Source organism: Bradyrhizobium sp. B039, from assembly GCF_038965675.1.
In the GTDB taxonomy this organism is placed as follows: domain Bacteria; phylum Pseudomonadota; class Alphaproteobacteria; order Rhizobiales; family Xanthobacteraceae; genus Bradyrhizobium; species Bradyrhizobium diazoefficiens.
In genome coordinates this window covers 8,741,347-8,755,481 of record NZ_CP152416.1, presented here as the reverse complement: position 1 = coordinate 8,755,481, position 14,135 = coordinate 8,741,347, and the positions used below count along the sequence as shown (strand labels likewise).

The window sequence follows — 14,135 nt, the reverse complement described above, 5'->3', positions numbered from 1 at the left end:
TTGTGCCATGAAAGACCGCTCGCGCCTAGCGCAAAGTATCCTCCGGCAACCCTTTGACTAAATAGGGATTTTTGGCCGGTTTTCAAGCCTCGCAAAGGCCGATTCTGGGCGCCGCAAAAAGCGCGATTCGGACCCTCTTTTTCACTCCCTCGAAGGCGTGGATTTTGCGGGGTGGGAAACGGCGTTCCGGGCGCCGTGGCGCGCCGGACCAGGCCACTGGGTTCAGTATATCTGGGACGGTTTCTTATCGTCGCTGAGGCCCCAGGCCTCGCCTGAGGCCAGGGTGACGGTATCGGTGCGCACCAGAAGGCCCGACACGCGTAGCTCGTAGGAATACGTGCCGGGCGGCAGATCCAGCGTTTGTGGATGATTTTCGCCGCCCGCGATCTTGATGGTTTGATCGTTGATCACAAGCGAAGCCACATCCGGCCTTAGATAGCCGAATATCAGCCGCGCTTGTCCTGATATCGGCAGGACATCGGCCTTGGCTGCAGCCTCCGGATTCCGCTGCGCCAGGCTGACCGTGGTCTCGCCCTTGGCGCGGCCAAGCTTCAGCACGGCCGGGCCCTTCGGGGAGACGAAGGCCAGTTGCACGCGATCGGCGGCGATCACCGCGTCATCCGGCTTCTCCTGCCAGCCGCGCTGTCCGAGCTCTCTGCGGTAGAAGGCGAGCACCTCGCTGAGCTCCGCGGGCACGCGCGCTTCGATCTCGAGCCGGAGCGGGACCTTGGCGTCATGCGCGTGCGTGGTGCGGAATTGGCTGAAGCTGCTTTGCTTCGGTGCCGGCATGTCGACGTCGGGATCTGCCGTCAGCGGCTCCTTCGAACAGCCTGCGAGAAGCGTGAGGGCGCACACCAGCAGCCGCCATCGTGCCGGAACTCTCGTCCCGCGCTTGACCGTTGTCATGCTCCATCTCCGAGAATGTCGCGCGTTGTGGTCTTCGCGCGATGCGGCGGCTGCGACACGGTCGCCGCCGCTTCCAGACGACTAGTCGCCCCAGGAACCGGACAGGTTCAACCTGGCCGTTACAGGCACAGGCGGCGGAATCAATACATCTGCAGCGGAAGCACCTCGCCGGTCGGACCCACCATCAGGCCCCAGGCATCGCCGGCGGCGACCGTGAGGGTCTCGGTGCGGGCGGGACGCCCCGGTACGCGCAGCGCATACTGATACTTGCCGGGCGCCAGATTGAGCATCGGACCTTTCGGCGACTGCGGGCCGCCGGCGCCGGCCGCGATCTTGATGGTCTGCTTGTTGATCGTGAGCGATGCTTCCTTCGCCCCGATATTGCCGAGCATCACCCTGGCCTGGCCCGGCTTGGGCATGATGTCCGCCTTGGTCGCGGCATCCGGATTCTTCTGCGCCAGATTGACAATGGTCTCGCCTTTGGCGCGACCGAGCTTGAGCACGGCCGGGCCTTGCGGCGAGGTGAAGTCGATCTGCGCGCTCTCCGCGGACACGGCGGCGCCGTCGGCCTTTTCCTGCCAGCCGAGCTTTCCAAGCTCGGTGCGGTAGAACGCCAGCACGTCGCCGAGCGGGGCGGGGATGCTGGCCTCCAGCTCGCGGCGGAACGGCGTCTCGCTGCCCGGCAGTTTCGTGGTGGCGAGCGAGGTCGACGACCGCTGCGTCGGCACGGGAAGCTGGGATTCGGTGTCCGGCTTGAGCGGCTCGGATGACTTGGCCTGCACCTCCGCAGGCTTATCCGCAGGCTTGGCCGCAGTCACCCTGAGGCCCGAACCCTCGGCACTGACCCGCACCTTGGGGCCCATCTGCATCACGGTGAAGGAGATCGACTTGCCGCTTCTGGCAAACTCCAGCATCGCCATGTTGGGCTGGTTGATGACCGAAGGCCGCTCGTTCCAGCCCAATGGCTTCAGCGAGGCCCGGTAGAACGCGGTCAGCGCCTTCACGCTCGATGTGGACGAGAATTCGAGGCTGCCGTCGCTGCCTTCGAACTTCACGCCCTCGGCGTTCTCCGGCAGCGGCACCGGCGTCTTGCTGTCGGCGAGCGCGTTGAGCGGGACATCGGACAGCGCGGCCGCCTGCACCTTGCGCCGCGCCTCGTCGGCGGCGATGACCTGCTTTGCGGCTGCCGCGGCATCGCTGAAGAATCTGTCGTCAGCCTCCTTCTTTGCCTTGGCGCGGGCGGCAAGGGCTGATTCCTTCACCTGCGCGGTCAGGCTGACCATGGTGAAATCGTATTTGCGGCCAAGCCGCAGCACGCCGGCTTCCTCGGCGTTGGAGATCTTGATCGCCACCTCGTCGCCGGGCGCGAGCGGCGCGCTGCCGTCCTCCTGCCAGCCGCGCGCGGCGAGCTCGCGATGATAGAAGGCCAGCACCGCGGGCAGCTCGGCCATCGCGGCCGCCGACATCTCGCGCTTGTTGGAGCTTGCGCTGCCGAGCCCCCTCGACGACTTGGTGAAAGTTGGCCGCGGCAGCCCGGCGGCGTCGCTGTCGGCCTTGAGATCGAAGGGAAGCGCGAAGGGCGCGACGCGGATGTCGACATTGGTGCGGCCGTCGTCGCGGCGCGTCAGCGTCAGCATGACGGGCTTCTGCTTGTAGAAGCCGGTGACCTCACTGTCGGGATGCTCGTAGAACACGCGTAAGCCGTTGGGAACGGTCTCATCCAGGCTGGTCGTCCAGCGCGCGGCCGTTTCCGGCGTGAGCTTGCGCCAGCCGATCGCTTCCATCTGGCCGGTGTAAAAGTCCGATGTCGCATCGAGCGCTTGAGGCGCGACGCAGCCGAGATAGGGCCTTGTGCCATCGAACACGATGTCGCTCGCGCCGTCGGGGAACGGCACGTTGCCGTAGATCCGGTCGGTCGAATAGTAGACCACGGACTGGTCGGGCCGGCCGAGGGCCTGCGTGAAATGAACGGACAGGCCCTGCCGTCCCTTCTTGAAATTCAGCGTGGTGCTCTTCTCCTCCAGTGGCCGCACATAGGGCACCCAGCCGGCGGCGCTGAGGAGCTTCTTCACCGCCGGCGATGTCACGGATTCCGGCGTCGCCATGCGATATTCGACGCGGTAGGGATCGGGGCGCGAATTATCCTCCACCGCACCCTCGAGCTGCGGCAGCGCGTGAACGTCGACAATGCCATCGTCGGCGCGTGCGGGCAGAGACGCGCTCGCCATGAGCAGAAGGCCGCAGGCAAGCAGCCGCCAGCGTGCCGGGACCTGCGTCCCGCGCTTGATGATCGACATCGCCAAAACTCCTGGATTTCGCGCGGGTCTTGATCCCTCGCGCAATTGCAGACTGCGACACCGTCGGCGCGGCCTCAGACGAGAAGTCGCGGCAGGAACCCGTGAGGTTCAAAAGGGCTCAATACAGCAGGAGCGGCGACCATGCGTCACCGTCGGGCCCGACGGTGAGCTCCCAGGTATCGCCGGCAGCGACGTCGAGGACATTCGTGGTGGCTGGATGGCCCGGCACGCTCATCTCGTAGGAATATTTGCCGGGCTGCAGATCCAGCGACACCGCATGGGCGCCGGCGGCGCGCTTGATGTTCTGCTCATTGATCGTGAGCGTGGCGTCCGTCTTGCTGATATTGGCGAACACCAGCTTGGCCTGGCCGGGTTCGGGCATGACGTTCGCGTCGGTCGCGACCAATGCGTTCTTCTGCACGAGCTTGACCGTGGTGCTGCTGTCCTTGCGGTGGAGCTCCAGCAGCGCTGGTCCCAGCGGGGAGGCGAAGGCGAGCTGGACGTGATCGGCGGCGATCACCGCGCCGTCGCGCTGCTCCTGCCAGCCGAGCTTGCTGAGCTCGGTGCGGTAGAAGGCGAGCACGTTGCCGAGCTCGGCGGGTACGGTGGCCTCCAGTCTGATGCGAAGCGGCGCTTTAACGCCCTGCACCACGGTGGTGTGGGTCCCCCTGTAGCTGTAGCGGGTCGGCGCGGGCAGCTTGGCCTCGGGGTCCGGCGTGAGCTCTGCCGAAAACAGCCGCGGCAGATCCGGCACAAAGGCGCCGGCGGTTGCCGCGAGCATGCAGCTTGCGAGCAGGGCGAGGCCGCACGCAAACGCCCGCCATCGTGCCGGGGCTTGCGCCCCGGACCTTACCGTCCGCATCTCACTCTCCAAGGGATTGCGATTCATGTCATCGCGCAGTCACGGCTGCGACGTCGTCGGCGCGGCCTCCGACAGCTAGTCGCGGCGGGAAATCGTCGGGTTCAATGGCGTTCTAGCGCCGGGCGGAGACGCGTCCGCTCTCGACGTCAAAGACTTCGCCCCCGGCGCCGATCTCGGCGAAAGCGGCGGGGTCCGCGCCGGTCAGCCAGACCTGCGCGCCGAGCTTTTTCAGCTCCTCGAACAGCGCGGCGCGGCGGTTCGGATCGAGATGGGCGACGACCTCGTCGAGCAGCAGCAGCGGCACGATGCCGGTCATCTCGGCGACCAGCGTCGCGTGCGCCAGCACGAGGCCGATCAGAAGCGCCTTCTGCTCGCCGGTCGAGGCATCGCGCGCCGGCATGCCTTTCGGCGCGTAGATGACCTGGAGATCGGTCAAATGCGGGCCGTCGGTGGTGCGGCCGGCGATGGCGTCGCGCGGACGGTTGTCGCGCAGGATCTGGCGGTAGCGGTCCTCGACCGACGTCGCGGTCTCCCGGAGCAGCGCGTTCTCCATCCAGCCGTCGAGCGCGATCTGCGCCGAAGGAAAGGCGGAAGCCTGCGCGCGTGCGTTCAGCATGCCGGTCAGCCTTGCTGCGGTCTGGCCGCGGGTTGCTGCGACCGCGACCGCAAGCTCGGCGGTCTCGCGCTCGATCGCGTCACACCAATGGTCGTCGTAATTGCGCGTCTCGAGCAGGCGGTTGCGCGAGCGGAGGGAGCGCTCGAGCGCGTTGATGCGGCTGGAATGCTCGCTGTCAATGGCGAGCACCAGGCGGTCGAAGAAGCGCCGCCGCTCGGAGGCCGCGCCCATGAACAGCCCGTCCATCGCCGGCGTCAGCCACACCATGCGGATGTGGTCGCCGAAGGCGGCCGCCGAATTCACGGGCTCGCGGTCGATGCGGCAGCGCCGGGTCACGGCAGCGTCGGCGCGCGGCGGCTCGATGCCGGTGCCGAGCGTGGCGAGGCCCAATGCGCCCTCGACCTGCGCAGACACGGCCCAGGAGCCGTCGCCCTGATTGTCGGCAACGTCCTCCAGCGTCGCACGCCGCAGGCCGCGCCCCGGCGACAGGAACGAGATCGCCTCGATGCAATTGGTCTTGCCCGCCCCGTTCGGCCCGACCAGCGCCACCATGTCAGCCGCCGTCTCGAGCCCCGCCGCCCGATAATTGCGAAAATGCGTCAGCGTCAGGCGATGAATGCGGGAGGGGGTCATCAGTTCTTCGTCATGGGCGCGTTCTCCCTTTGCGGGAGCCTGCCGTAGGGTGGGCAAAGGCGCGCGCTTCGCGCGGCGTGCCCACCGTCTTGCCGCGATCTGCGGTGCTGCATGGTGGGCACGCTTTCGCCTTCGCTCTTCGAGCTCCGGCGCAAGCTTTGCCCACCCTACGGCTTCGATGGTTGGCCGAGAGAGGGCCCTCACACCCGCATCGGCATCAGCACGTAGAGCGCGCTCTTGTCGTCGCGGTCCTGGACCAGGGTGGGCGAGCCGGGGTCGGCGAGCCTGAGGGTCGCGACCTCGCCTTCGATCTGGGCGGCGATGTCGAGCAGATAGCGGGAGTTGAAGCCGATATCGAGGGCGTCGGAGGCGTATTCGACCTCGAGCTCTTCGGTCGCGCTGCCGGAATCGGGGTTGGTCACCGACAGCACCAGCTTGCCCGGCGACAGCGACAGTTTCACCGCGCGGCCGCGCTCGCTGGAGATGGTGGAGACGCGGTCGACCGCGTTCTCGAAATCCTTCTTGTCGACGACGAGCTCCTTGTCGTTGCCTTGCGGGATCACGCGGCCGTAGTCGGGGAAGGTGCCGTCGATCAGCTTCGAGGTCAGCACGACGTTGCCGATCGTAAAGCGGATCTTGGCCTGCGACAGCTCGATCGTCATCTCGGCTTCGGTGTCCTCGATCAGGCGCTGCACCTCGCCGACCGTCTTGCGCGGCACGATTACGCCGGGCATGCCGTCGGCGCCCTTGGGCTGGACCAGGTCGAGCTGGGCGAGGCGGTGGCCGTCGGTGGCGACGCCGCGCAGGGTCGCGGCCTTGGCGGTGCCGGCGGCGTGCAGATAGATGCCGTTGAGATAATAGCGCGTCTCCTCGGTCGAGATCGCGAACTGGGTGCGGTCGATCAGCCGCTTGACGTCCTTGGCGGCGAGCGAGAACGAATGCGACATGTCGCCGGCGGCCAGATCCGGGAAATCATTCTCCGGCAGGGTCTGGAGCGTGAAGCGCGAGCGGCCGGCGCGGATCGCCAGCACGGCGCGGTCGCCGTCGGCCTCGAGCACGATCTGGGAGCCGTCCGGCAGCTTGCGCACGATGTCGTAGAACATGTGCGCCGGCACCGTGGTGGAGCCGGCAGTCGCGGTTTCCGCGGGCAGCGTTTCCGTCACCTCGAGGTCGAGGTCGGTCGCCTTCAGCGACAATTTCGCGTTCTCGGCCCGGACCAGCACGTTGCCGAGGATCGGAATCGTATTGCGGCGCTCGACCACGCGGTGGACATGACCCAGCGATTTCAGGAGTTGCGCGCGTTCGACCGTAACCTTCATTGCACTACTCGCCCGATCCCCAAGATGAAAAAAGCCGGGCGGCCGAAAAGCGCGCCGCGGCACCGAAGACCCCGACAGGCCAGGGTCTCCAGCCGATATGACCAAAGCCGTCAGGGTCGCGCAAGGTGGCGCGGATGGCCCCCGGTTTCAAGGGATCGGGAGGCAGTTCCCCACGATTTACAGGCAAAAACACCCGCCGCCGCTCAGGCATAGGTCTGCTCCCTCGCCCCGCTTGCGGGGAGAGGGTTGGGGTGAGGGGGAGTTTCCGCAAGGGAGGTGAGAGTTGGACGCGCCGAGAGTCCCCCTCACCCGGAATCCGCGCTGCGCGCGTATTCCGACCTCTCCCCGCAAGCGGGGAGAGGTGAAAGAAATAGGCGTTTATTCCTGAAGCTGGCGCTTCAGCGACTCGACTTCCTCCGACAGCGCGGTGTCCTTGGAGACCAGCGCCTCGATCTTGCGCACGGCGTGCAGCACCGTGGTGTGGTCGCGTCCGCCGAAGCGGCGGCCGATTTCGGGCAGCGAGCGCAGGGTCAGCGTCTTGGCGAGGTACATCGCCACCTGGCGCGGACGGACCACGTTGGCGGTGCGGCGCGAGGACAGCAAGTCGGAGCGGCTGACATTATACTGCCGCGCCACCACGCGCTGGATGTCCTCGATCTTGATCCGCTTCGGCTCCTGCGGCCGGACCAGGTCGCGCACCTCGCGCTCGGCCATCTCCAGCGTCACCGGCTGGTTGTTGAGCTTGGAATGCGCCAAGAGCCGGTTGATCGCGCCTTCGAGGTCGCGGCCGTTATGGGTGATGGTGCGGGCGAGATAATGCAGCACCTCCTCCGGCACGTCGAACGTCGCATGATGGGCGCGGGCGGCGGCGACGCGCGACTTGAGGATGCCGTGGCGCAGCTCCTCGCCGAGCGAGCCCATCTCGACCACGAGGCCGCCGGCCAGCCGCGAGCGCACGCGGTCATCCAGGCTTTCGAGATCGGACGGCGGACGGTCGGCCGCGATCACGACCTGGCGGCCGGCGTCGATCAGCGCGTTCAGCGTGTGACAGAACTCGGCCTGAGTGGACTTGCCCTGCAGGAACTGGAGATCGTCGATCACCAGCACGTCGATACCGCGCAGCGCTTCCTTGAAGGCGAGCGCCGTCTGCGTCTTCAGCGCGGCGACGAAGCCGTACATGAACTTCTCGGCCGTGAGATACAGCACCTTACGCTCGTTGCCGGAATTGCCGGCCCAGGTCACCGCCTGGAGCAGATGCGTCTTGCCGAGGCCGACGCCGGCATGGATGTAGAGCGGGTTGAACATGACGGGATCGCCGCGACGTCCTTCGGCAACCTGGCGCGCGGCTGCATGGGCCAGCGTGTTGGAGCGGCCGATGACGAAGCTCGCAAAGGTCAGGCGCGGATCGAGCGGCGAGCCGCCGAGCGCGTCATGATTGGCCGAGACCGGCGCGGTCGCAGTCGAGCGCAGCTCCGGCGCAGGCGCGCGGCGTGTTTCGACCGGCACCGGGGCTTCCTTCGGCGGCGCGACCGGGCGCACCGCGGAGCGCACGGTGAGATCGATGCGATGCACTTCCGGCATCTCGGCCTGCCAGCACGACAGCACGCGCTCGGCATAATGGGCCTGGATCCAGCTCTTCAGGAAGCGCGTGGGAACCGAGAGCCGCACGCTCTCATCCTGCACGTCTTCGAGATCCATGCGCGCAAACCAGCTCGTATAGATGTCTTCGCCGACGCTCGAGCGCAGCCGACCCTTCACGCGTGACCAGCGATCCTGTTCCGATGTGTTCATCGTCAAAACTTCTCTTGAGAGATTTAGTTGCGTTGTGAGCGCCATGCAGGGTTCCTGCCATAGGGTTCCTGGCATGGCGCGACCTCAAAGCGAGTCCATCGTCAGGCATGGCTCGACCGTTCGGCGAGAACGCCGCGTCCGATCAGCGATGTCAGAGATGGAGGGGTCGCGAGGTCAGCGCGTACTCGGCGCTCCGTCACACGCGGGAGGCTGGGTGTCCGACGGATTTAAAACGGCATCGTTGGAATGGGAAACCTGTTTCAATACCGCGTTCTGTCCGTAAGACATGATACCTCCCCGTCCTGCCGTGATTGCTCACGGCAAGGTCCTGCGTGTCCTGAAGACATCCGCGGCTAAAGTCGCCGATGTCCTGCCCGTCTGCACTGTTCGTTCGCCCGGCTTCGCCAATCACGCGTGTCGGGGTAGTCTCAAGATGTCTCTCGTTTGCGCTTGGATCTCGCTTGGAGACATTCAGACAAAAAGCTACCATTCCCATGTTGCTATGGGTTTTGAACCGACAATCGCTTGTTGAAGCGTCGCCAACGTGCACACCGCCGCCGATTTGCACGCTCGCCCCGTTTCCAAAACCGCGCTGGTCTCAAGATCGTGGGCGCCGCGAACGACTTAAGGAATACACTAAGCGGAAAGACTCGCAACGAAATTGATTCACACTCGATGCATCAAAAAACTTGACCAGCGTTAACGCCGCGCGCGACTTGTGCACAGGCTCGTGACCAAGTTTTTGGATTCGTGCACAGAATCGAAAATGCGCCGCGTCATGTGACAAATCCTCGTCACAGCCAAAAATTTTTTACAAAATCGTCACGCGCGCGACGTGCAGACGAATTTTCCAAATGCTTGCGATCGCTATGTCGATAAGTGATTAGCGAGACACCGTTTTTTGAGTCTCGTTTCACAGGGTAACTCCATCGCACGATGTGTCCCGGTGAAACTACGGTGTGCAGAACCTGGCGCGCGTGCAGGTGCGAGTTGGGCCCGCCTCGCAAGGGTTTTTCGCAGCGCAGCGCAGCGAAAGTTTCCGCTGTTGCAATATCACCCGCAACGAGGCTGGAGGTAAAATTGCGGAACGCATCATAGTGCGGAGATGCAAATCCTCCAATCGAGGATTGGCGCGTGACTGCTTGCGTGAATATGACAGGCAGCAAAAAGCCCGGCGCGAGGCCGGGCTGATTGACGAACGTGATGTCGAGCGGATCAACCGATCGGATGATTGCAACCAGTCGCTTGGCGAGCCTGGTCAGCGAACTTGCTTCGCGAACTTACTTGGCGAGCTTGGCGATCTGCGCGGTGAGCCGCGAGACTTTGCGGCTGGCATTGTTCTTGTGAATGATGTTGCGCTGCGCGGCGCGCATCAAGGCGGGCTCGGCATTCGCCAGCGCCTTCACGGCGGCGGCGCGGTCGCCGGTCTTGATGGCTTCCTCGACGTTGCGCACGGCGCCACGCATCTGGGTGCGGCGCGACTTGTTGACGGCGGTGCGGCGGGCGATCTTGCGCGTCGCTTTCTTGGCGGAGGTGGTATTGGCCATGGTCTCAATGTCCTTTGCGGGTACCGGTCGCGTCTTGGTCGGGTAGCGCCGGCTTGCTTGACCGCGTAATCGACGCTCGGATTTAGGGTGTTCGGTTCAAGGCTGTTCCCGGAACATGAGGCCTCAAAGAGCCTGCAACTGCTCAAAGAACAGCGGCGGCAGGATTGCGCCCGCCGCCAGTTGGCGCCCTTATAGAGAGGGTCTTTGGCACCGTCAACGCTTTCAAGACCCGGAAAACCGGCTCTGGCGGCCTGAATGGGTGCCGTAACGCCCTGAAGAGGTTGAATTTCTGCCGTCGCCCGGCTATTGGCTGGCGGCGTTTCTTTGGGTCCTCCGACCGGACGACCATATAAGGTGAGGCATGATCCGCGGCTTTTTCCGACTGATTGGGCTGTTGCTGCTCGCCGGCGGGTTCATCTTCATGGTCTATGACGGCGCCCGCTGGGTGGCCGACCAGACCCTCAAGTTCACCCGGTTCGGCCAGTTCTGGAACGACATCAATCAGGCCAGCCAGTCGGCGTTCCGGACCTGGGTCGAGGCCAAGGCGCCCTGGCTCTGGACCTCGGTGATCCGCCTTGTGCTGGATCAGCCGGTGTTCGCCGTCCTCGGCATCCTGGGCATCCTCCTGATGATCCTGTTCCGCCCGCGCAAGCCGCTGATCGGCTATTCCCGGGACTGAGTCCCGCGCGCGGCGCCGCGTAACAAGGCTGCCCCTTCGCGCGTAAACGCCTATATTCCCACCTGATCGCGAGCACGCCGCCTGAGCGCCTGGCTTTTCAAGTCGGCACAAGCGACGGACAGCTCGTTCTTCGGAGATCCGACCATGCTGTTCATGCGCAAGACCACCGCATTGCCGAGCGCAACTGAGGCGCTGCCGGGCCGTGCGCAAGCCATCCCGACCGCGAGCACCCATTTCGTCAACGGCAGCAAGTTGCAGCCGCCTTATCCCGCCGGCCTCGAGCAGGCCGTGTTCGGGCTCGGCTGCTTCTGGGGCGCCGAGCGCAAGTTCTGGGAGCTTGGCGATGGCGTTTACACCACCGCCGTCGGCTATGCCGGCGGCCACACGCCGAATCCGACCTATGAGGAGACCTGTTCGGGACGCACCGGCCACACCGAAGTGGTGCTGGTCGTGTTCGATCCGAAGAAGGTCTCCTACGAGAAGCTCTTGAAGACGTTCTGGGAGAGCCACAACCCGACGCAGGGCATGCGCCAGGGCAACGACGTCGGCACGCAGTACCGAAGCGCGATCTACACTTACTCGGATGCGCAGAAGAAAGCGGCCGACGAGTCGAAGGCGCTCTACCAGAAGGCGCTCGCGGCCAAGGGCCTCGGTGCCATCACCACCGAGATCGCGCCCGCCGGCGCATTCTATTTCGCCGAGGACTACCATCAGCAATATCTGGCGAAGAACCCCGCCGGCTATTGCGGCCTCGGCGGCACCGGCGTGTCCTGCCCGATCGGCGTCGGTGTGAGCGCGTAAGTCAGCTCCGGACTCGCTGCACCTCTCCCGCTTGCGGGAGAGGTCGGCGTGCCCGGGCGATGCGAAGCATCGTCCCGCGCGCCGGGTGAGGGCTCTATCCCCTGGGGGATTGTCCCGTTGTGGAGACACCCTCTCCCCAGCCCTCTCAGCGCGAGCGAAGCTCGTCGCGCCCCGCATCCGCCTTCGCCAAGGCTTCGGCGGACAAGAGCGGGAGAGGGAGCGCAGTGTGCCCGTTGCTCGCGGCGCTCCATCCCCCTCAACGCTTTATTAACCATAACCGGTGCATCACTGGAGCCGTCTCGTTTCGAGGGATAGGTCCGGTGCCGGTTGCACGCGCGTTTCGATGGTCGATGTTGGCAGCGTCCGCCGCGCTTGCCCTTGGCGGCTGCATGCAGACCGCCGGCCCCGTCGCGGTGATGCAGCCGCGCGCCGATCTCGATTCGATGGCCTACGGCCAGCCCTACAACGCGCCGCAGCCGGTTGTCGTCGCCGACGGTGGCGGCGCCATCGGCGCGCTGCGCAACTCCTTTGCCTCCGCGCCTGCGCCGATGCCGGTCGGCTACGCCGCGCCGATGGGAGCGCCGGTCCGTTATGACGCCTCCTACCATCTCGATGCCGGCGACAAGCTGCGCGTCGTGGTCTACGGCCAGGAAGGTCTCACCAACAGCTACGCGATCGATGCCGGCGGCTCCATCACCATGCCGCTGATCGGCGCGGTGCCGGCCCGTGGCCGCACCACGGCGGGCCTCGCCGGTGAAATCGCCGCGCGCCTGCGCAACGGCTACATCCGTGAGCCCTCGGTCGCCGTCGAGATCGAGGCCTATCGCCCGTTCTTCATTCTCGGCGAAGTCTCGGCGCCCGGCCAATATCCCTACGTGCCGAACATGACGGTCGAAAGCGCCGTCGCCATCGCCGGCGGCTTCTCGCCCCGCGCCAAGCGCGACGTAGTCACCGTCACGCACACAGAAGCCGGCGGCTCGATGCGCGCCGTGGTTCCGCTCGGCACGCCGTTGGCACCGGGCGACACCGTGTTCGTCGGCGAGCGCTGGTTCTAGCTCTCTCGTCATTCCGGGGCGCGCGTAGCGCGAGCCCGGAATCTATTTCTCCACCATCTCTGACGCACGGTGGATTCCGGGCCTGCACCGCTGCGCGGCGCATCCCGGAGTGACGGCAGGGATGATGTCGGCGACCTCGCGACCTATCTCCTGAAATCCAGCCGCCCTTCCGGAAAACATCCGTCGATGCGCGCGGCATCGACCACGCGCCCGACCCACGGCCGCGTGATCGCAGGGTTGGTCAGGTTGATGTACTTGCCGACCAAGCGATCCGCGCCCTCGCGCACAGCGTCGATCAGCCCGTGCCGGCGGCCGTTGTCCCAGTCGAAACGCAGATAGATCCGGTTCCCCGCGACGCGAATTTCCGCGCGGCCCTGCTTCCACATCTCCGGCGTATCGCCCGCGATGGTTGGATCGGCGCCGCCGTTCCAGCGGCTTGCCCAGATGCCTTCAAGCGGATCGGCGCGCGAAGAAATGTCTGCCCAATGCGCCGCATTGACGTCGGCTGCATCGCCGGAAAGCGTGGCGGCCGCGGCGTAGTTCATGACGTCAGAATCGTCCGGGCCGGGGACGTCCATCGTGCCGAAGGGGTTGCGGATGACGAGGTTCGTGTTGACCTGCTGCATGACGATCTCCCGGCGTGTGTTGGCTTGATCGGCCAGCTCTAGCGCCGGGGGCAAGGTGCGGCCACCCGATTCCCGCTCTCTCCTCTGGTCATTCCGGGGCGCGCGTAGCGCGAACCCGGAATCCATCGCGCCTCCGACTTTGACGCATGATGGATTCCGGGCCTGCACCGCTTCGCGGCGCATCCCGGAATGACGGAGGAGAGAGTCGCCCGCGCTACTTCGTCAAATGCTTCGCGAAGAATTGCATGCTGCGTGGCCAGGCGATGTCGGCACTCGCCTTGTCGTAGCTCGCGCGCTCGTCGCAATGAAAGCCGTGCTGGGCGCCGGGATAGATGAAGACCTCCACGTCCGGCCGTTTCGCCTTGACGGTCTCGACGTCGGTCAGGGGAATGCCGGCATCCTTCTCGCCGAAATGCAGTTGCGTCGGCACCTTCGGCGTCTCGTCGGCAAAGCGCACGACCGCGCCGCCGTAATAGCCGATCGCGGCCTTCAGGCCCGACAGCCGCGTCGCTGCGACGAAGGCGACGCTGCCGCCGAGGCAAAAGCCGATGATGCCGACCGGGCCGACGCCCTTCACCGCATCGATCGCGGCTTGGGTGTCGCGCAGCATCGCGGCCCAGTCGGGACTGGCCACGAACTTGCGCGCCTCGGCGATCTCGTCGGGCGTATAGCCCGACTGGAAATTGGGCGAGGTGCGGTCGAAGATCGACGGCGCGATCGCGACATAGCCTTCGCTCGCCAGCCGATCGCAGACCGAGCGGATGTGATGATTGACCCCGAAGATCTCCTGGATCACCACCACCGCGCCCTTCGGGCTGCCTGCGGGATCGGCGCGATAGCCGCCCAGCTGGAAATTGTCGGAGGCCGTCAGTCTGATGTCTTGTCCCACGCGGGTTGTCCTTCTTTGTTATTGCGAACTCAGCTCTCTCCCCTCATCCTGAGGAGCGCGCCCTTCGCGCGCGTCTCGAAGGATAGAGGCCGAGCTGCGAGAGGCGGGCCTGCA

The 14,135-nt window shown here is 65.5% G+C and carries 12 protein-coding genes; 3 read left to right on the top strand and 9 right to left on the bottom strand.

What is annotated here, in order from left to right; translation table 11 throughout:
- Positions 1-222: 222 nt before the first annotated feature.
- The 7 genes from AAFG50_RS41255 to rpsT all read right to left on the bottom strand — a co-directional run bounded on the left by AAFG50_RS41255 (position 223) and on the right by rpsT (position 9,971).
- Entirely contained in the window at positions 223-906 is a 684-nt protein-coding gene (locus AAFG50_RS41255) for a hypothetical protein (RefSeq protein WP_028172549.1), read from the bottom strand.
- 140 nt (positions 907-1,046) lie between these two features.
- Entirely contained in the window at positions 1,047-3,203 is a 2,157-nt protein-coding gene (locus AAFG50_RS41250) for a hypothetical protein (protein ID WP_028172550.1), read from the bottom strand.
- Positions 3,204-3,321: 118 nt separating this feature from the next.
- Positions 3,322-4,065, bottom strand: a complete 744-nt coding sequence (locus tag AAFG50_RS41245; protein ID WP_028172551.1) for a hypothetical protein — start codon at positions 4,063-4,065, stop codon at positions 3,322-3,324.
- Between the two features lie 112 nt (positions 4,066-4,177).
- Positions 4,178-5,314 carry a DNA replication/repair protein RecF gene (gene recF / locus AAFG50_RS41240; RefSeq protein ID WP_028172552.1) on the bottom strand — a complete coding sequence of 379 codons (1,137 nt, stop codon included), beginning with the start codon at positions 5,312-5,314 and terminating at the stop codon, positions 4,178-4,180.
- Between the two features lie 200 nt (positions 5,315-5,514).
- Positions 5,515-6,633 carry a DNA polymerase III subunit beta gene (dnaN, locus tag AAFG50_RS41235; RefSeq protein ID WP_011083651.1) on the bottom strand — a complete coding sequence of 373 codons (1,119 nt, stop codon included), beginning with the start codon at positions 6,631-6,633 and terminating at the stop codon, positions 5,515-5,517.
- A 378-nt stretch (positions 6,634-7,011) separates the two neighbouring features.
- Entirely contained in the window at positions 7,012-8,424 is a 1,413-nt protein-coding gene (gene dnaA, locus AAFG50_RS41230) for a chromosomal replication initiator protein DnaA (protein WP_028172553.1), read from the bottom strand.
- A gap of 1,280 nt (positions 8,425-9,704) precedes the next feature.
- Positions 9,705-9,971 (bottom strand): 30S ribosomal protein S20, encoded by a 267-nt coding sequence (gene rpsT / locus AAFG50_RS41225; protein ID WP_011083654.1) that lies wholly within the window; start codon positions 9,969-9,971, stop codon positions 9,705-9,707.
- A gap of 361 nt (positions 9,972-10,332) precedes the next feature.
- Here rpsT and AAFG50_RS41220 point away from each other — a divergent pair, with 361 nt between their 5' ends.
- The 3 genes from AAFG50_RS41220 to AAFG50_RS41210 all read left to right on the top strand — a co-directional run bounded on the left by AAFG50_RS41220 (position 10,333) and on the right by AAFG50_RS41210 (position 12,506).
- Positions 10,333-10,650: a hypothetical protein gene (locus AAFG50_RS41220; RefSeq protein ID WP_011083655.1), complete on the top strand. Its 318-nt coding sequence runs from the start codon at positions 10,333-10,335 to the stop codon at positions 10,648-10,650.
- A gap of 144 nt (positions 10,651-10,794) precedes the next feature.
- Complete coding sequence (gene msrA / locus AAFG50_RS41215; protein ID WP_011083656.1) at positions 10,795-11,451, top strand: peptide-methionine (S)-S-oxide reductase MsrA; 657 nt, start codon at positions 10,795-10,797, stop codon at positions 11,449-11,451.
- Positions 11,452-11,801: 350 nt separating this feature from the next.
- Positions 11,802-12,506, top strand: a complete 705-nt coding sequence (locus tag AAFG50_RS41210) for a polysaccharide biosynthesis/export family protein (RefSeq protein WP_231166607.1) — start codon at positions 11,802-11,804, stop codon at positions 12,504-12,506.
- 143 nt (positions 12,507-12,649) lie between these two features.
- On the opposite strand, the gene AAFG50_RS41205 is transcribed toward AAFG50_RS41210, so the two are convergent.
- Positions 12,650-13,132 carry a hypothetical protein gene (locus AAFG50_RS41205; protein WP_028172555.1) on the bottom strand — a complete coding sequence of 161 codons (483 nt, stop codon included), beginning with the start codon at positions 13,130-13,132 and terminating at the stop codon, positions 12,650-12,652.
- A gap of 214 nt (positions 13,133-13,346) precedes the next feature.
- Positions 13,347-14,021, bottom strand: a complete 675-nt coding sequence (locus AAFG50_RS41200) for a dienelactone hydrolase family protein (RefSeq protein ID WP_028172556.1) — start codon at positions 14,019-14,021, stop codon at positions 13,347-13,349.
- Positions 14,022-14,135: the final 114 nt, after the last annotated feature.